The following is an 18,031-nucleotide window of genomic DNA, read 5'->3' as shown; positions in this document are numbered from 1 at the left end:
TGAAATACAAGTAATTGAAAAACGTGCCCGGGTTTTTGACCAAAGGGTCAGGGATCCGGGCGTGACAAAAGGAATGGGGAAATATGTCTGCACGTCTGGTTTATCTTAAACTGGAGTTAAAACGAGCATGTAAAAAGCTTCCCCACATCATTGCAGGGGCAATCGTGCTGTTACTATTGGCGGGTACGGTTGCCTTTTTGGCAAGTAAGATGTTGTATGGGAAGCAGGTATCAGGGAGGATCACCGTAGGGGTGGTGCTTCCTGAGGGAGATGCGGTGGCAAAGAAGGCGGTTGCCATGGTTAGTTCTCTGGAAAGCGTAAAGAGTATCTGTGATTTTGAATATATGGACCGTGAGGAAGGGGTGGCCAGGCTGAGGGCAGGGAAGCTGTTCGGGGTAATGGAGGTGCCGGAGGGATTTGTCCAGGATATTATGAATGGGACCAATACACCGGTGCGCATCATACTGCCGGAAGGGGCAGGTTTGGAGAGCCGGATCTTCAAGGAACTCACAGATGCCGGCTCCAGGACGCTGGGAGCCAGCCAGGCAGGAATCTATGCCGGCGATGAGCTTTGTGTTCTGGAGGGGATGACTGATTCCATTCCCCGCCTGGAGGCGGATCTGAACCGGATCTTTATGGGGTACAGCCTTCCCCGGATGGATTATTTCAGGAATGTAAGGGTCACGGCTACCGGGGATGTGGATACGTACCACTTTTACGGGATCAGCGCGTTTGTGCTGTTCCTTCTCCTGTGCGCCATTCCGGTGTCGGCCTACCTGTCACCTGCCAGCCGGACCATGAGGCAGAAACTGTCCCTTATAGGTGTGGGCAATGCCACGGTCATAGGCGCAAGAATCCTGGGCCTGGGCCTGCTGATGGGGGTAACCGCCCTGCTGGCCCTGGCAGCAGCATGGGGCCTTGGCTGGATCACATGGAGCCTGCCGGGGATCCTGTCTGTTGCAGCCGTATGCGTGGCGGCTTCCTCCATGGTCGTATTCCTGTACCAGGCCGCGGGCAGCCTGATGGGGGGCGTGATGCTCCTGTTTCTGGCGGTTACGGCCATGCATTTTCTTGCAGGCGGGTTCCTTCCCCTTGTATTCCTGCCAGCCTCCTTACGGACAGCGGCAGCCTTCCTGCCCACCTATATTTTTATGGAAGGTGTGAAGATGGCAGTGACTTCGGCTTTCAGTATCGCGGTGTTCTGTAAACTGGCAGCAGTGGCAGCCGTATGCTTTCTGCTCAGCCTTTGGGTGGAGGTGGGAAGAAGATGAAAAAAGTAATGGTATGGTTCCTGCTCTCCTGCAAGCGATATATTAAAAAGCTCTCCTTTCTGCTGATCCTTCTTCTGCTTCCGCTTGTGATCCTGGCAGTTGATAAGGGGCAGGGAGATAAGGGGCAGGAGATTAAGATTGCCATCGCTGTCCAGAACGGCCAGGAGAATGAACTGGGCGCTGAACTGGCGGAAGGTCTAATAAACCGCAGACTGGGCCGGGACGCCGGCATGTTCCGGTTTTATGAATGCCGGGATGAAGAAGCTGTTAAGGACGAGGTGGCTTCCCGCAGGGCGGAGTGCGGGTTTGTGGTATATGAGGATTTTAAGGAAAAACTGGATGCCGGAAACTACAGGCGCAGCATAGGTGTGTATTCAGCTCCTTCCACCGTGTCGGCGTCCCTGTCCACGGAAACGGTATTTGCCGCGCTGATGGAAATCTATGACAGGCAGCTTTTAATGGATTATGTGGGTGAGGAGTCCCTGTTTGAACAGCTGGGAGCACCGGGAAGCGCGCAGCGGGAACAAGCCGCCGCACAGTCGGGGGAACTCTATGACAAATGGCTTGCTAACGGAAGTACTTTCCGGTTTGAGTACAGCTTTCTGGATCAGGAAGGCCGTGAGCAAACGTCTTCCGATGCCCTGTCCGGGACCGTATTTCCCGTCAGGGGGCTGGTGGCCGTGTATGTGTTTATAACAGGCCTGTACGGTGCTGTGGTGCTGTGCGGGGACGAAGAAAGGGGATTATACCTTCCGTTGTCCTATGGCTTGAGGACGCCCTGCCGCCTGGCGTCCATGGCAGCCCCTGTGTTCCTGGCGTCCATATCCGGCCTGATGGCTCTGTGGGCCGGCAGGAGCCTGGGAGCGCCTGCAAAGGAGATAATTGTCATGGCAGTTTACTGCGGGGCGGTAACGGCCGTATCCTGGCTTTTAAAGCTGGCCTGCCGCAGGCCCCAGGTACTCTGCTGCATCATCCCCTTTTTTGTCATAGGAAGCCTGTTGTTCTGTCCTGTGTTTATAGATGCAGGTAGGTATCTGGATGTGTTTGACCAGGTGGGAAAAATGTTCCCTCCCTGGTATTACCTGAATATGTTCCGGTGACGGCAGTGAGATGACTAAAGGGTCAATGATAAAAAGAAACAAAGAATCCTGCTCGCAGGATTCTCCGCCTTCGGCGGGGCGCTTCAGCGACATCTTTCCTTCCGCCGCGGTGTGATCCCGCGGAGTGTTTTTAAATTTCCCGTGATACAAAAAATCCCAGACCGTTATGATCTGGGATTCCGCTACTGCAGAAGAAGGGAGTCGAACCCTCAAGGTATTACTACCACACGGACCTGAACCGTGCGCGTCTGCCAATTCCGCCACTTCTGCATTCTGCTGCTGTCGAGTTGTTGTCTCAAGCAACGAAGGTTATTATAAGATAGGTTGGCCTATTTGTCAACTATATTTTTGAAAAAATTTCCTGACATTGCCAAAAGAAAAAAAATTAGAATATTTTTCAAAAACCAGTTGCCAATTGTAAAATTCTATGCTATACTACCATTCGTGTTGCGGGAGTGCTGGAATTGGCAGACAGGCAAGACTAAGGATCTTGTGGGTGTATGCTCGTGTGGGTTCAAGTCCCATCTCCCGCACTAAAAAGCCTAGTGTATACTAGGCTTTTTTGTATTATATCATAATACGGCAAAGGATCGGGATCGTGCCGGATACCAGGCGGATCCATAAAAATACAGGTGTAATTTTAGGATGAAATATGATAAAATAATGCCATGTAAAGGGTCCGGCTTACTGGCCGGAAAAGGAGGATATATGGATTTGAATACAATACTTGTACTTCAGAATGCAGGGGTGGATACAGAAGGGGCCTTAAGACGGTTCAGCGGTAATTCCGGGCTTTATGAGCGCTTTCTTACAAAGTTTTTGTCCGATCCCACGTTTCAGGATGTGACAAACGCCTTTGAGGCAGAGGATACACAGGCTGCCCTGACTTCCACCCATACCTTTAAGGGACTGACAGCCAACCTGGGGCTTACCAGGCTCTACGGCATATCCTCAGAGATGGTGGACTGTATCAGAGGGGATAAGTTTGCGGAAGCGTCCGGGAAGTATGGTGAACTGAAGAAAGCATATGATGAGATCTGTGAGATCCTTTCCAAGGCCTGAGTTTTGTACAAAAGCCTTATTTGAATGTATCAATCGCCTGAATCCACGGATCCAGGCGGATCGCAGAGAGGAAAAGTAAGATGCGCCAGCGGGATACGATACTGATTGTAGATGATATGGAGATAAACCGGGTCATACTGAGCGGCCTGTTTCAGGATGAATACCATCTGTTGGAAGCGGAGAACGGGGAACAGGCCCTTTTGCTGTTAAAGCAGTACCACAGCAATATTGCCATCATGCTTCTGGATGTGGTGATGCCTGTGATGGACGGATATCAGGTAATGAAGGAGATGGGGGCAGGCGGTTTCCTGGATGAGGTGCCGGTGGTGGTGATCACCGCGGACAATTCCCTGGAGGGCGAACTTCGCTCATTTGACCTGGGGGCATCGGACATCATTGTAAAGCCTTTTGAACCCCATGTGGTAAAGCGCCGTGTACATAATATAATTGAACTTTACCTTCACAAGCATAACCTGGAGGATATGGTGGACCACCAAGCCCGCAAGCTGAAGGAATCCAACGACATACTGGTGGATGCCTTGTCTTCCGTCATTGAGTACAGAAGCCTGGAGTCGGGACAGCACATCAAGCGGATACGCCTTCTCACCAGGGTACTTCTGGAGGAGGTGTCAAAGAACTGTCCGGAATACGGTCTGGACCAGCAGAAGATAGAGGTTATTGCATCGGCTTCCGCCCTCCACGATATCGGAAAGATCGCCATAGAGGACAGGATCCTGAATAAACCGGGTCGCCTTACCCCGGAAGAATTTGAGATCATGAAGACCCACACCATAAAGGGCTGCCAGATTCTGGACAGCTTGGGCAGGATGAGTGACAAGGAATATCTGCAATATGCATATAACATCTGTCATTACCATCATGAGAGATGGGATGGAAAGGGATATCCGGAAGGACTTTGCAAGGATGCAATCCCCATCTGCGCCCAGGCGGTGTCCGTGGTGGATGCATATGATGCCCTTACATCCGACCGTGTATATAAGAATGCCATCCCCTATCAGCAGGCAGCCAATATGATCCTTAACGGGGAATGCGGCGCTTTTTCTCCAAAGATGCTGGAATGTTTTAAGACCGTTCAGCCTGCGCTGGCCGGCCTGTGCCGGCAGTATGCGGACGGGAATGTACCCAGGGAGCACTCCCTGTCCCAGGAAGCCTCCCTGATGCCTGTGGCGGAGGGAAGCGTCAGCGCCCTGCAGCTGGAGCAGATGAAGTATCTGGCCATGCTGCGGTATGAAAACACCATGGTGGTGGAGGTGGATTTCTCCACGGGAAGCTACCATATGGTGTATGCCCCTAATCTGCGCATTAAGCGTTCGTTCCAGGGGGAGCGTCTGGAGGACGCGGTGGGACGTTACATTGCCGAGATGGTGGATCCGCAGGACCAGGAATATATGCGGGAGGCATGGGCTATGGGAATGCCCGGTTTTTTCCAGCAGGGAATGCTGAAAAAATCATGGAAGCACCGCGTACGGGACGGGCAGGGATGGTGCTGGTTTGACCTGACCATCCTAAGGATCGATATCGAACACCCGCGCCAGAGAAAGGCCCTGCTTTTGTGGAAAGCACTGGAAGCAGAGGCGGAACATATTTCAGCCGGAAGAACGGGCGGACAGCAGGAAACAGGGGAGGAACTTCAGGATGATGTTCAAATTCTCCACAGCATCCTGAAAGGCATATCCCGTTACCGCAACGACCAGTGGTTTACCATCCTGGAAATTGACGATGGATTCATGGGATATGGAAGGGATGAGATCAACGGCCGGTTCCACGGCCACTATCTGGACATGATCCATCCGGATGACCGAACACGGGTCAAAAAGGAACTGTCGGACCAGCTGAACCATGGAAATGAATTTGAACTGGAGTACCGTGTACAGGATGCGGACGGGGTGAGCAACTGGGTATTAGGCAAGGGATGCCTGATCACGGACCAGGATGGACAGGAGTGCCTTTACAGTGTGATCATTGATATCAACCAGACGAAGCGCGCACAGGAGGAACTGCGCCTTGGACTGGAGCGGTATAAGATCATCATGGAACAGACCAATGATATCTTTTTTGAGTGGGATATTGAGACGGACACGGTCAACTATTCCCCTAACTGGAAAGGGAAGTTTGGCTATGATCCCATCTCCGCCAGGGCTTCGGAGCGGATTCCTAAGATATCCCACCTCCACCCGGAGGACATGGCTCCCTTTGGGGCATTTATCCAGCAGATCCGCTCAGGCAGACGGTACGGGGAACTGGAATTTAAGGTTTCTGATTCCAGGGGGCGTTACCAGTGGTGCAAACTGAGGGCAACCACACAGTTTGACGACCAGGGAAAGCCCTGCAAGGCAATCGGGATCGTAATTGATATCAATGAAGAAAAGATGGCAGCCCAGGAGCTGAAGGCACGCGCGGAGAGGGATACCCTTACCAGGCTGTACAACAAAGCTTCCGCCCGACAGAGGATCGAATATCTGCTGGCTAACCGGGAAAAACCTGAGGGAGCAGCCTTGTTTATCATTGATATCGACAATTTTAAGATGGTCAATGACCAGTATGGCCATATGTTTGGGGATGCGGTGCTGACAAAGATAGCGTCCCAGCTTTCCCGTCTGTTCAGAAGCAGCGATATCGTGTCGCGGATTGGCGGGGATGAGTTCATGGCTCTTCTCCAGGGGGTTTTGGGGGACGAGCAGGTGAAGATGGTGGCAGGGCGTATCCTGGAATGCTTTGACCGGGTATTGGAGGAACTGCCCAGAGAGTGCAGCATTACCAGCAGTATTGGGATCGCTGTCTGCCCAAGGGATGGGGATGATTTCCAGACCCTGTTCCAGCGGGCGGATGTGGCCCTCTACCACGCCAAGGCCTGCGGCAAAAACCAGTACCAGATTTATGACCAGTCCATGGAAAGCAGGGCCTACGGGCAGAATGCGGGGAGACAGACCGCGGCAAACACTACCATTGAGTCGGAAGGGACGGAACTGGTGTTAAGCGATCTTCTTCCAAGGGCGTTTAATATCCTCAGCAAGGCGGAGCAGCTGGACCGGGCGGTTGAGAGTGTACTGGAACTGCTGGGGGAGCGGCTTCAGGTGAGCAGGGCCTACGTGTTTGAAAACTCCGAGGACAACCTGTTTTACAGCAATACCTTTGAGTGGTGCGCAGAAGGCATTGAGCCGCAGAAGGATAAGATGCAGAACATGGCATACTCAGAGTTTGACAGTGATTACAGAGATTATTTTAACGAGAGAGGCATCCTCTACTGTGATGATATAGGAAAGTTTCCACGGGACATCAGGGAACTGATGGAAAGCCAGGGGATCCAGTCCATGCTCCAGTGTGCAATCAAAGACAACGGAGTGTTTAAGGGCTGGGTGGGATTTGACGACTGTACGTCCAAATGCCTGTGGACCATCAACCAGATCGAGGTGCTGTCATTTATCTCCGAGCTTTTGTCCCTGTTTCTTTTAAAGCAGAGGGCCCAGGACAATGTCATGGAATTGGCGGGGGATCTGAGGGCTGTCCTGGATCACCAGAACTCATGGATCTATGTGGTGGACATCGGAACCCGGGAACTGCTGTATATCAATGAAAAGACGCAGCGGATCGCGCCGGAGGCCAAATTGGGCATGAGCTGCCATAAAGCCTTTTTCGGGCGAAAGGAACCGTGCGCCAGATGCCCCATGGAAGATATCCGCCATAAGATAAACTGTACCATGGAAGTATACAATCCTCTTCTCAAGGTATGGTCCCTGGCGGACGCGTCCGTGATCCGCTGGGGAAAGAAGGACGCATGTTTGCTGGCATGCCATGATATTACCCGCTACAAGACAGGTAAGGACGGGCCGGATCAGGAAAAGTAGCAGATAAAGATACAAAAATGCGGGCATAACAGGAAATCCGGAATATCCTGATAATAGAAAACAGGATCAAGGAGTTACCATATGAAACGTTGTGTACCGTTAGAGCCTCAGGCCGAGGCTGTCTGTCAGGCCAGTTCCAAACCACCCCTTATTTTTGAACTGCCCGTGGCCCAGGGGAGGATGGTTCTGGAAGAGGCCCAGGACAGCCCTGTATATAAATATCCGGCCCGGGCAAAAAGGGTGGTGGTCAATACCGGAAGATGGGGTGCGATCCCAGTATATCTGGTGGAGCCGGAAACTGTCTGCACACCCGCCAATGTGATTCTTTACATTCACGGCGCGGGCTGGGTGTTCGGCAGTTATCATACCCATGAAAAGCTGGTAAGGGAGCTGGCTGCCAGAACCGGTTCGCTGCTCATATTCCCGGAGTACAGCCGCTCACCGGAGGTCCGGTATCCAACTGCCATTGAGCAGTGCTACAGTGTGATGTGTATGGTGCCCGAGCTGGTCCGGAACATGGGGTATACTGCAAACCCTGATACATTTACCGTGGCGGGAGACAGCGTGGGCGGCAACATGGCCACCGCCCTGACCCTGATGTCAAAGTTTCGCAGAGGTCCGGCGATCCAAAAGCAGCTTCTGTATTATCCGGTGACCAATGCCTGCTTTAATACGGGTTCATACTGTGAATTCGCCCAGGGCTACTACCTGTACCGGGCAGGTATGGAGTGGTTCTGGAATCAGTACACCATGTCGCAAAAAGACAGGAATCAGATCACAGCCTCACCTCTGCGGGCAAACCTGGAACAGCTGAGGGGCCTGCCGGATACAATGATCCTTAACGGGGAGGCGGATGTTCTCAGGGATGAAGGGGAGGCATATGCCATAAAGCTGAGGCAAGCGGGAGTGGATGTCACTGCCGTGCGTTTCCAGGCCATTATACACGACTTTGTGATGCTTAATTCCCTGGACCAGACCAAGGCCTGCCGGGCAGCCATGGATGTGTCTACGGAGTGGATCAACAGAAAGAATGTGGAGAAGCAGTGACACAGCCGCAATAAACAGCAGTGATAGGCGGCAGCAGACAGCACAAGACAGCAGAAGTAACAGCAGCAGAAGACGGTACTCTTTGGAAGGGAACGGCTTCTGCTTTGTTTTTGTAGGGAAATCATACGGGATGGAAACTTCTTGAATTTGCCCGGTTTATACTCTATACTATAAATCAAATCAAACGAGGGGCGGGCAGTTTTATGATTAAGATATTTCTTGTGGAAGATGAAGTTGTAATGCGCAACGGGATTAAGAATAACATACCCTGGGAAAAAGAAGGACTGTTATTTGCTGGGGAAGCCAGCGATGGGGAACTGGCCTATCCGCTGATTAAGAAGGTCCAGCCGGACATACTGATCACAGATATCCGCATGCCTTTCATGGACGGCCTGGAGCTTTCCGAGCTTGTGAAAAAGGAATTTCCCAGGATCAAGATCATCATCCTCAGCGGCTACAATGAGTTTGACTATGCAAAGCAGGCCATACATATCGGAGTCACGGATTATCTCCTAAAGCCCATCACTGCATCCAAGCTTTTGGAGGCAGTGAAAAAGGTTGCAGAGGTGATTGAACGGGAGCGGGAAGAGGAGAATATGCTGGAGCGGTACCGCCTGGAGATGGCGGAGAACACGGTGTTGGACAGGCAGCGCCTGTTTAAGGATCTGGTGACCAGCCGCATCGGCTTTAAGGAGGCCCTGGAGCGGGGGGAGCAGCTGGGAATGGAACTGTCCGCCTCATTTTACCAGCTCATGCTTTTTAAGCTGATCCCCTCAGGCCCTTCCAGCGTCTGGTCGGACCGGGTGCTGTCCTGCCAGGAGGCCATTGAGGAGCGCATGGAGGGGAGGCAGCATATCCTGGTGTTCGACCGGGGGGAGGAGGGCTGGGCCTTTATCCTCACCGGGGAATCGGAACAGGAGGTGGAGCGCAGGACCCGGGACTGCGCCGCCGGTCTGGGGGATCTGGTGCGCACCTATAAGGACATACAGTTTTTTGGAAGCATCGGGGGCTGCGTGAACCGGCTGGGAGATCTGCAGCAGTCCTACGGACAGGCGGGCCGTGCCTTTGCCAGCCGCTTTTTTTCGGAAATGAACCAGGTGGTGAGTTACAGCGAGATGGAGCAGGTATATTCAGCGGCAGGGGAAGCCATTGACATTCACTCCGTGGACGGGTCCAAGGTGAACCGGAGGACGCTGGAACATTTCCTGAAGCAGGGAACCGTGGAGGAGGCCGTCAGCTTTGTGGAGGAGTATTTCCAGAACATAGGGGAGAAGAACTACCATTCCTTTATGTTCCGCCAGTATATCATTATGGACTGCTACCTCTGTGCCCGGACCTTCCTGGAGGAACTGGGAATGGATATGAAGAACCTGCCCCGTGAGGTTACGGACATGGAGGGAACCCTGAAGGAGAGCCATTCCATGGAAACCTTAAAGGAACGCCTGGTAAGCCTTTTTAAGGAGACAATGTCACTGAGGGACGGACAGACAGCCAGCAAATACAGTCAGGTCCTGGAGGAGGCCATGGCTTTTATCCGTGAGAATTATGCAAAGGAGGAGATCTCTCTGAACACTGTGGCGTCCAGGGTGAATATCAGCCCCAGTTATTTCAGCTCCATATTCAGCCAGGAGATGGGCGTGACCTTTGTGGAGTATCTCACCAGCGTGCGTATGGAGCGCGCTAAGGAGCTGCTTATGTGCTCAAACATGAAGACATCGGAGATCGGCTATGAGGTGGGGTACAAGGATTCCCATTACTTCGGATATCTGTTTAAAAAGACGGTGGGATGCACGCCCAAGGAGTACAGGGCCGGAAGCAGGGAGCGCTCATGAGGGCGCCAGGATGGCTCCGGGAGAAAGAAAAGCGGTTCTTAGACCGCCTTCCCCTGGAAAAAAGACTGAACACCATGACCTTTATCATCATCATCCCCCTGACGGTCCTGGTCATCTATCTCATGGCCACGGTGGTCAAGTTCTGTAATGCCTATAACCAGAGCATTGTGAATATAACGGATGTGAACAATACCATGGCGTATTTCAGGGAGGACATGGATTATACCATGTACCGGATCGCCATCGGCACCATGACCTATCAGGATATCCATGATATGCCCGAGGAGGACAGGCCGTACGGGTGGGAGCAGATCAAGAATCCCCACGAGATGATCAACTCCACCAGAAAAGTGTACAGGCAGCTGCTAAAGCGCACCTCAGATGACGGGAACCGGCGCAGGATCAGCTGGATTATCCACTGCCTGGACCAGCTGGAGGATCGGGTGGATGAGATAGAGGACAACCTTCCCTATGGGGGCTATGACAAGAATATGCAGCTTCTGGAAATGGGCGTGTACATGCTGACCGAGGACATTGCGGAACAGAGCCAGGAGTTTATATACTATGAGACCCTCCATGTGCAGGAGATCCAGCGCCAGCTGGAAAGCCAGGAGCGCACGGCCATGGTGGTGAGCTTAAGCCTTCTGGGGATCATCCTGATCCTGGGCCTGACCCTCAGCCGCAGGATCACAAAGAGCGTCACCGAACCCATCCAAAAATTGTGCAATGAAACGGAGCGTGTGGCCAGGGGAGACTTTACCTCAGGACCCAAGATCGAGTCAGGGGATGAGCTGGCGATCCTCACCGGCAGTTTTGACCATATGAAGGGGGAAATCGGCCGTTTGATCGAGGATATACGGCAGGAGCAGAACCAGCGCAGGGTGATGGAACTGCAGCTGCTCCAGGAGCAGATCAACCCCCATTTCCTGTATAATACTCTGGACACCATTGTGTGGCTGGCCGAGGGCGGGCAGAACCGGGAGGTGGTGGACATGGTAACCTCCCTGTCCGAGTTTTTCAGGACTACCCTAAGCGGGGGGAGGGATTTTATCACCATAAAGGAGGAGATGGGGCATATAGAGAGCTATCTTCAGATCCAGAAGATACGTTACCAGGATATCATGGATTATGAGGTCTCCCTGGATGAATCCCTCAACGGGTACAGGATGCTCAAACTCACCCTTCAGCCACTTGTGGAGAACGCCCTCTACCACGGCATCAAGAATAAACGGGGAAGGGGACGGATCTGTGTCCGCGGATATGCCAGGGATGACATGGCGGTTTTTGAGATCCGGGATGACGGGGCAGGGATGTCAAAGGAGGAGATGGAAGCAGTGGAACGCAAGCTCAGGGGTGAGGACAGGTCCCATGCCAAAAGCGGTTCTGCCTCCAAAGGCGGTTTTGGGCTTTTTAATGTGGCGGAACGGCTGAGGCTGAATTATGGCAGCCGGTGCAGCCTGGAGTTTCACAGCGTCCAGGGGGAGGGCACCACGGCAGTGGTCACCATCCCGTTGGATATGGAAAATGAGGCAGTTTGAAAAATTCCACCTTTTTTCGTAAAAAAACACCCGAAAGTGTGAATAAACTGTGAAAATTCAAAAAATCGTGTACAAAACAACGGAGAAATTCCGTTGTTTTTGTTATTCACAGCTGGTATCATATAACCATCAACACGGGGTATCAAAAATCATAAAATACATATTCAAGGAGGTTTACGTATTATGAGAAAGAAAACTTTGAGTGTTATGTTAGGTGCAGCAATGGCAGCGTCCCTGCTTTCAGGGTGCGGAGGTTCCAGCAAACCAGCTGATGTTACCACAGCAGCTCCCGCAGCAACCACGGCAGCCCCTGCAGCCGACACCACGGCAGCTCCTGAAGCTGACACAGAAGCACCTGCAGCTGATGCGGCGTCATCTGATGACCTGATCGTGGTTGGTTACGCACAGGTTGGCGCTGAGTCTGACTGGAGAACTGCCAACACAGAGTCCTTTAAGTCCACATTTACGGAAGAAAACGGATATAAACTGATCTTTGATGATGCACAGCAGAAACAGGAGAATCAGATCAAGGCCATCAGAAGCTTCATTCAGCAGGATGTAGACTATATTGTAGTTGCACCCGTGGTTGAGACCGGATGGGAGGCAGTGCTCCAGGAAGCACAGGAAGCAGGAATCCCGGTTATCCTGTCCGACCGTATGATGGATGTGGATGAGAGCTTATATGAGTGCTGGGTAGGAGGCAACTTCATCAAGGAAGGCGAGGACGCAGGCACATGGCTGGCCAAGTACCTGGAGGATCAGGGCAGAGGTGATGAGGAGATCAACATTGTAACCCTTCAGGGAACCATCGGTGCATCTGCACAGGTTGGCCGTACAGAAGGTTTTGCCAATATCCTTGCCGAGCACAGCAACTGGAAGATGTTAGATAAGCAGACCGGTGAATTTACACAGGCTAAGGGTCAGGAAGTGATGGAGTCCTTCTTAAAGTCCTATGACGATATTGATGTAGTAGTGGCTGAGAACGACAACATGGCATTTGGCGCCATCGATGCGATCAAAGCAGCAGGCAAGACCTGCGGACCTGATGGTGACATCATCATCTTCTCCTTTGACGCAGTTAAGGCAGCATTTGACGCAATGATCGCAGGCGACTTAAACGCAGCATTTGAGTGTAACCCACTTCACGGACCACGTGTGGATGAGATCATCAAGAAGCTGGAAAAAGGCGAGACTGTAGAGAAAATCCAGTATGTAGATGAGGCTTACTTCGATACATCCATGGATCTGGAAGCCATCAAGGCTGAGCGCGCTTATTAATAGTCATCAGAGGAAAGGCGGTGGGGAGAGTCGTTGCACGGCTCTCTCCCTTTTTAAGCCCGGAGTGCGGATGACAGGAAGGGAGCCCTGTAAACCTGGGCAAAAAACGGTAGAAAGGCGGAAATCCCATGGAGCAGAACATTGTTTTGGAAATGCGGGGAATCAATAAGAATTTCCCCGGAGTAAAGGCCCTGGAGAACGTGGACTTTACCTTGAGGAAAGGCGAGATCCACGCCCTTATGGGGGAAAATGGCGCCGGAAAGTCAACGCTTATCAAGGTTCTTACCGGCGTGGAGGAGTTTGAGACCGGCACGATCCAAATGGATGGTTCGTCCGGTATGATCATTAACCGGTCTCCCCAGGAAGCACAGGAAAATGGTATCAGTACGGTTTACCAGGAAGTGAACCTGTGCCCCAACCTGTCAGTTGCAGAAAACCTGTACATTGGGCGTGAACCAAAGGTCGGGCCGCTCATTGACTGGAAGACCATGAGAAAGAATGCCCAGACGCTTTTGGAAAGTCTGGATATCCATATTGATGTGTCGGCAGCAGTGGAAAACTATTCCATTGCCATCCAACAGATGATAGCCATTGCACGTGCAGTGGATATGTCCGCCAAGGTGCTGATCCTGGATGAGCCCACATCATCCCTGGATGACGGCGAGGTGGAAAAGCTGTTTGTGCTGATGCGACAGCTGCGGGATAAGGGGATCGGTATCATCTTTGTAACCCATTTCCTGGAGCAGGTATATGCGGTATGCAACAGGATTACGGTCCTGAGAAATGGGACCCTGGTGGGGGAATATAAGATCGAGGACCTGCCAAGGGTACAGCTTGTGGCAAAGATGATGGGCAAGGACTTTGACGACCTGGCAGCCATTAAGAAGGAAGGCATTTCCACGGTTAAGGAGGAAGTGGTCATCAGCGCAAAGGGATTGGGCCACAAGGGAACCATCAAGCCCTTTAACCTGGACATCCACAAGGGCGAGGTGATCGGGCTTACAGGACTTCTGGGTTCAGGACGTTCCGAGCTGGTGAGGGCGATTTACGGGGCGGATAAGCCGGACAGCGGTGAGCTCTCGGTCAAGGGACGGAAGTTAAAGGCAGGAACCCCCATTGACGCTATGATGCACGGAATGGCCTATCTTCCGGAAAACCGCAAGGAAGAGGGAATCATAGCGGACCTGTCCGTGCGTGAGAACATTATCATTGCCCTCCAGGCAAAAAAAGGCATGTTTAAGCTGATGTCAAGAAAAGAACAGGAAGAATTCACGGACCAGTATATCGATATGCTCCAAATCAAGACAGCTGACAGGGAAACCCCCATTAAACAGCTGTCAGGAGGCAACCAGCAGAAGGTGATCCTGGGCAGATGGCTTCTCACCCAGCCGGATTTCCTGATCCTGGATGAGCCTACCAGAGGTATTGATATCGGTACAAAGACAGAGATACAAAAGCTGGTGCTGAAGCTGGCTGAGGATGGAATGAGCGTGGTGTTCATCTCATCGGAGATAGAGGAAATGCTTCGCACCTGCAGCCGCATGGCGGTCATGCGGGACGGCGAAAAGGTAGGGGAACTGGCGGAGGGCGAGTTGAGCCAGGATTCCATAATGAAAGCAATTGCAGGAGGAGGGGAAGAATGATGGAGAAAGTGAAGAAAATAACAGGATACAGGCTTTTTCTTCCCCTGTCCTGTCTGCTGATTGTGCTGCTTATTAATCTTGTAACCACCCCCACATTTTTTAAGATATCCATTACCAACGGAGTCCTTTACGGGTACATCATTGACGTGATCAACCGTGCCAGCGAGCTGGTGGTGCTGGCCGTGGGCATGACTCTGGTGGTGTCTGCCTCGGCGGGAACGGATATTTCCGTGGGAGCTGTCATGGCGGTGGCGGCTTCCGTATGTACCCATGTGCTGGCCGGAGGAGAGGTCTCGGTCAATGAATACGCCAATCCATACATACTGGCCGTGCTGGCCGGTCTGGCCGTGGCTGTCCTGTGCGGCTGCTTTAACGGTTTTCTGGTAGCGAAGCTGAAGATACAGCCCATGGTAGCCACCCTGATCCTGTTCACGGCAGGAAGGGGAATCTCACAGCTGGTCACCAACGGACAGATCACCTATATCCGTGTGGACGGATATAAGCTGCTGGGTGCCAATATCCCGGGAATCCCCATTCCCACCCCCATTTTTGTGGCGGTCCTGGTGGTGGTCCTCACCTATGTACTCCTTAAAAAGACGGCCATGGGAATGTACGTGCAGGCCGTGGGCATTAATGAACGGGCTTCCCGTCTGGTGGGTCTTAAGTCCACAAAGATCATCTGGATGGCTTATGCGTTCTGCGGCCTTTGCGCAGGTATAGCCGGGCTGGTGGCATCATCACGTATCTACTCCGCGGATGCCAACAACATCGGACTTAACATGGAGCTGGACGCCATCGCCGCCGTGGCCTTGGGAGGAAATTCCCTGGGAGGCGGAAAATTCTCACTGCTGGGCTCTGTTATCGGCGCCTACACCATCCAGGCCCTGACCACCACCCTCTATGCCATGAGCGTGCCTTCGGACCAGATTCCGGTGTACAAGGCGATTGTGGTCATCATCATTGTGGCAGTGCAGTCCGAGGAACTTAAGAAGTTTAAGAAGCGTTTGACGGCAAAGCATGCGTCTAAGACAGTGGAAGGAGGAGCGGCATAATGAAGAACGGCAACACAAAGAAAAAACTGGACGGCAACTCCTTTTTGCTGGTAGTGACCATTGTATTGTTTTTTGTCATGTATATTGTGGGTATCCTCATGTTTGGCGGCCGCGGGTTTGCCAAGGTGCAGAATTTCCTGAACCTGTTTATCTCCAATGCAGGATTGATCGTGGTGGCAACGGGCATGACCATTGTCATGATCACGGGCGGCATTGACATTTCCGTTGGCTCTGTTGTGGCCATGGTGTGTATGATGCTGGCGTGGATGATGGAAAAGGGGGGGATCGGCGCTGTCCCCGCCATCATCATTGTTCTGCTTACCGGCTGTGTCTTTGGACTGGTGCAGGGCTTCCTGGTGGCGTATCTGAAGATACAGCCCTTTATCGTCACACTGGCAGGCATGTTCTTTGCAAGGGGCATGACCTCCATCATCAGCCAGGAAATGATCAGCATTAATAATGAGACCTTTAAGTCCATGGCAACCTTTAAGATGTATCTTCCCTTTGGCGGTTATCTGAACAAGAAGGGGATCATGATCTATCCCTATATCTACCCAAGTGTGATCATTGCCCTGGTGATGCTGGTGCTTATCTTTATCCTTTTAAAGTATACCAAATTCGGACGTTCCATCTACGCCATCGGCGGAAATGAGCAGTCTGCCCTGCTTTTAGGTTTGAATGTAAGGAAGATAAAACTCCAGGCCTATGTGCTGGATGGCTTTTTGGCAGGACTTGGAGGACTTCTGTTCTGTATGAATACCTGTTCCGGCTTTGTGGAGCAGGCCAAGGGCTTTGAGATGGACGCCATTGCCTCATCCGTCATCGGCGGCACCCTGCTCACCGGCGGTGTGGGAAATGTGATCGGCAGCCTGTTCGGTGTGCTGATCAAAGGAACCATTGAATCATTTATCACCTTCCAGGGAACCCTGTCCTCCTGGTGGACCAGGATCACCATTGCGGCGCTGCTTTGTTTCTTTATTGTACTGCAGAGCCTGATCGCGGCATTTAAGAGAAAGAATAAGTAGAACTGAGACGGCAGCGGATCATATACAGAGAGTTATGGACACAAGCAAGAATCCCGGTACTGCATCGAAAGGGATGTGATGCAGTACCGGGATTTTGAATACGGAAATAAAGACTGGAATTTACAGGCGGAGAACTCCGATCCCCACAAGCCCGGGGCCGGTATGTACGGCCAGGGATGCGGTGATGGCCTTTTCCATGATCAGTGTCCCATTGGGGATGCCGGTGGTCAGTCTGGGGCGGAGCGCATCAGCGGCGTCCTGTCCCTGGCCGTTAAGCAGAGCGGTGAGACATGGGCCGTTGCCCGCGAATTTCCCTGCTTCTTCCAGAAGCCTGGTAAGGCCCTGCTTTGCGCCCCGTATCTTGGCGGCTGTGTAGTAGACGCCGTCACCGTTGCAGGAGATAATGGGTTTAATGTTCAGCATGCTGCCCACCACGGAGGTGACCAGGCCGATGCGGCCGCCCTTGCGCAGGTAGGTCAGGGTGTCCATGTAATAGAAGACCTTGGAATCCTTTACCTTTCCGGGAAGGATCTCTTTCAGTTCATCAAAGGTCCTTCCCTCCTCCAGCTGCATGGCGGCCCACACAGCCAGTATGCCGGCTCCAAAGGAGATGCTTCTGGTGTCCAGCACAAAAGAGGTCAGGTCCGTGTCCTCCTCCAGGGCACATCCCACCGTATTAAAGGTGCCGCTTAAACCGCTGGAAATGCAGAAGGCCAGTACATGGGTGTAACCTTCTGATTTGATCTCGTCCAGCATCTCCCTCACATCCTGGGGACTGGGGGTGGAGGTGATGGGGATCTCCCTGGGGAAACGCTGGTAAACGGTTTCAGCTGTTATGTCCGTTCCGTCAATATAATCTTTTTCAGGATAAATGATATGAAGGCGCATTACCTTCATGTGATATGTTCGGGCCAGTTCATCGGATACATCGCAGCCTGAGTCAATTAAAATAGCAGTCTTCATCTCATACCTCCATATGTAGTAATCAAAACTATATATTAAAGTATCTCATAATATGATATCTGTGTCAATATAAAATCAAAAAAGGTTTGAGAAATGATTTCAAAGCCATATCTGTCTCTGTTTATCTCCGCGTTAAAGTTGTACATACATATTTTTAGAATTCAAAAAAGTTATCAATACTTGTTGACATCCATATCGGAAAAATGTATAGTAGGAATAAAGAGGATTGATTGGTTAAATAAACGAAATATCCAGGGATATGGGCAGATATTATGATCAAAACCGCAGATGGATGCATGCATTTTGCGAAAAAGACCTGTGATAGGCTGCCCCGTGCACCGGAACTTGGCTGCA

At 51.9% G+C, this 18,031-nt stretch carries 12 protein-coding genes and 2 tRNA genes; 12 read left to right on the top strand and 2 right to left on the bottom strand.

Features of this window, described 5'->3' with window-relative positions:
• Window positions 1–83: 83 nt before the first annotated feature.
• Entirely contained in the window at window positions 84–1,271 is a 1,188-nt protein-coding gene (locus CLFS41_RS18995; RefSeq protein ID WP_007867941.1) for an ABC transporter permease, read from the top strand.
• The gene (locus tag CLFS41_RS18990) at window positions 1,268–2,371 is read left to right on the top strand and encodes a hypothetical protein (RefSeq protein ID WP_045093147.1); all 1,104 of its coding nucleotides are present in this window, start codon (window positions 1,268–1,270) and stop codon (window positions 2,369–2,371) included. Before CLFS41_RS18995 ends, CLFS41_RS18990 begins: the two co-directional genes overlap by 4 nt.
• A gap of 186 nt (window positions 2,372–2,557) precedes the next feature.
• Here the strand turns inward: CLFS41_RS18990 and CLFS41_RS18985 are convergent.
• Window positions 2,558–2,641 (bottom strand) — tRNA-Leu (locus tag CLFS41_RS18985).
• Between the two features lie 179 nt (window positions 2,642–2,820).
• Between CLFS41_RS18985 and CLFS41_RS18980 the strand changes: the two genes are divergently transcribed.
• The 10 genes from CLFS41_RS18980 to CLFS41_RS18935 all read left to right on the top strand — a co-directional run bounded on the left by CLFS41_RS18980 (window position 2,821) and on the right by CLFS41_RS18935 (window position 16,714).
• Window positions 2,821–2,904, top strand: a tRNA-Leu gene (locus CLFS41_RS18980).
• A gap of 175 nt (window positions 2,905–3,079) precedes the next feature.
• The gene (locus tag CLFS41_RS18975; protein WP_007867935.1) at window positions 3,080–3,433 is read left to right on the top strand and encodes an Hpt domain-containing protein; all 354 of its coding nucleotides are present in this window, start codon (window positions 3,080–3,082) and stop codon (window positions 3,431–3,433) included.
• 80 nt (window positions 3,434–3,513) lie between these two features.
• Window positions 3,514–7,299 (top strand): diguanylate cyclase, encoded by a 3,786-nt coding sequence (locus CLFS41_RS18970; RefSeq protein ID WP_045093146.1) that lies wholly within the window; start codon window positions 3,514–3,516, stop codon window positions 7,297–7,299.
• A gap of 81 nt (window positions 7,300–7,380) precedes the next feature.
• Window positions 7,381–8,346 (top strand): alpha/beta hydrolase, encoded by a 966-nt coding sequence (locus CLFS41_RS18965; RefSeq protein WP_045093145.1) that lies wholly within the window; start codon window positions 7,381–7,383, stop codon window positions 8,344–8,346.
• 203 nt (window positions 8,347–8,549) lie between these two features.
• Window positions 8,550–10,178 (top strand): response regulator, encoded by a 1,629-nt coding sequence (locus CLFS41_RS18960; protein ID WP_045093144.1) that lies wholly within the window; start codon window positions 8,550–8,552, stop codon window positions 10,176–10,178.
• The gene (locus tag CLFS41_RS18955; RefSeq protein WP_045093143.1) at window positions 10,175–11,716 is read left to right on the top strand and encodes a sensor histidine kinase; all 1,542 of its coding nucleotides are present in this window, start codon (window positions 10,175–10,177) and stop codon (window positions 11,714–11,716) included. The genes CLFS41_RS18960 and CLFS41_RS18955 overlap by 4 nt, the downstream gene beginning before the upstream one ends.
• Before the next feature lie 183 nt (window positions 11,717–11,899).
• The gene (locus CLFS41_RS18950; RefSeq protein ID WP_007867919.1) at window positions 11,900–12,994 is read left to right on the top strand and encodes an ABC transporter substrate-binding protein; all 1,095 of its coding nucleotides are present in this window, start codon (window positions 11,900–11,902) and stop codon (window positions 12,992–12,994) included.
• Between the two features lie 128 nt (window positions 12,995–13,122).
• Window positions 13,123–14,637 (top strand): sugar ABC transporter ATP-binding protein, encoded by a 1,515-nt coding sequence (locus tag CLFS41_RS18945; protein ID WP_045093142.1) that lies wholly within the window; start codon window positions 13,123–13,125, stop codon window positions 14,635–14,637.
• Complete coding sequence (locus CLFS41_RS18940) at window positions 14,637–15,689, top strand: ABC transporter permease (RefSeq protein WP_045093182.1); 1,053 nt, start codon at window positions 14,637–14,639, stop codon at window positions 15,687–15,689. Before CLFS41_RS18945 ends, CLFS41_RS18940 begins: the two co-directional genes overlap by 1 nt.
• Entirely contained in the window at window positions 15,689–16,714 is a 1,026-nt protein-coding gene (locus tag CLFS41_RS18935) for an ABC transporter permease (protein ID WP_007867900.1), read from the top strand. Before CLFS41_RS18940 ends, CLFS41_RS18935 begins: the two co-directional genes overlap by 1 nt.
• 120 nt (window positions 16,715–16,834) lie before the next feature.
• Here CLFS41_RS18935 and CLFS41_RS18930 read toward each other — a convergent pair whose 3' ends face one another.
• Entirely contained in the window at window positions 16,835–17,677 is an 843-nt protein-coding gene (locus tag CLFS41_RS18930; RefSeq protein WP_007867898.1) for a DegV family protein, read from the bottom strand.
• Window positions 17,678–18,031: the final 354 nt, after the last annotated feature.

Source organism: Clostridium sp. FS41 (assembly GCF_000954015.1).
Taxonomy (GTDB): domain Bacteria; phylum Bacillota; class Clostridia; order Lachnospirales; family Lachnospiraceae; genus Enterocloster; species Enterocloster citroniae.
The sequence above is the reverse complement of the archived record's forward strand: the minus strand, read 5'-3'. Positions and strand labels throughout refer to the sequence as shown.

What these genes read in the sequence shown, in the direction of transcription:
- CLFS41_RS18940 (WP_045093182.1), top strand. Translation starts at nt 14,637, where the DNA reads ATGGAGAAAGTGAAGAAAATAACAGGATACAGGCTTTTTCTTCCCCTG.
- CLFS41_RS18990 (WP_045093147.1), top strand. Translation starts at nt 1,268, where the DNA reads ATGAAAAAAGTAATGGTATGGTTCCTGCTCTCCTGCAAGCGATATATT.
- CLFS41_RS18970 (WP_045093146.1), top strand. Translation starts at nt 3,514, where the DNA reads ATGCGCCAGCGGGATACGATACTGATTGTAGATGATATGGAGATAAAC.
- CLFS41_RS18930 (WP_007867898.1), bottom strand. Translation starts at nt 17,677, where the DNA reads ATGAAGACTGCTATTTTAATTGACTCAGGCTGCGATGTATCCGATGAA.
- CLFS41_RS18995 (WP_007867941.1), top strand. Translation starts at nt 84, where the DNA reads ATGTCTGCACGTCTGGTTTATCTTAAACTGGAGTTAAAACGAGCATGT.
- CLFS41_RS18955 (WP_045093143.1), top strand. Translation starts at nt 10,175, where the DNA reads ATGAGGGCGCCAGGATGGCTCCGGGAGAAAGAAAAGCGGTTCTTAGAC.
- CLFS41_RS18965 (WP_045093145.1), top strand. Translation starts at nt 7,381, where the DNA reads ATGAAACGTTGTGTACCGTTAGAGCCTCAGGCCGAGGCTGTCTGTCAG.
- CLFS41_RS18975 (WP_007867935.1), top strand. Translation starts at nt 3,080, where the DNA reads ATGGATTTGAATACAATACTTGTACTTCAGAATGCAGGGGTGGATACA.
- CLFS41_RS18950 (WP_007867919.1), top strand. Translation starts at nt 11,900, where the DNA reads ATGAGAAAGAAAACTTTGAGTGTTATGTTAGGTGCAGCAATGGCAGCG.
- CLFS41_RS18945 (WP_045093142.1), top strand. Translation starts at nt 13,123, where the DNA reads ATGGAGCAGAACATTGTTTTGGAAATGCGGGGAATCAATAAGAATTTC.
- CLFS41_RS18935 (WP_007867900.1), top strand. Translation starts at nt 15,689, where the DNA reads ATGAAGAACGGCAACACAAAGAAAAAACTGGACGGCAACTCCTTTTTG.
- CLFS41_RS18960 (WP_045093144.1), top strand. Translation starts at nt 8,550, where the DNA reads ATGATTAAGATATTTCTTGTGGAAGATGAAGTTGTAATGCGCAACGGG.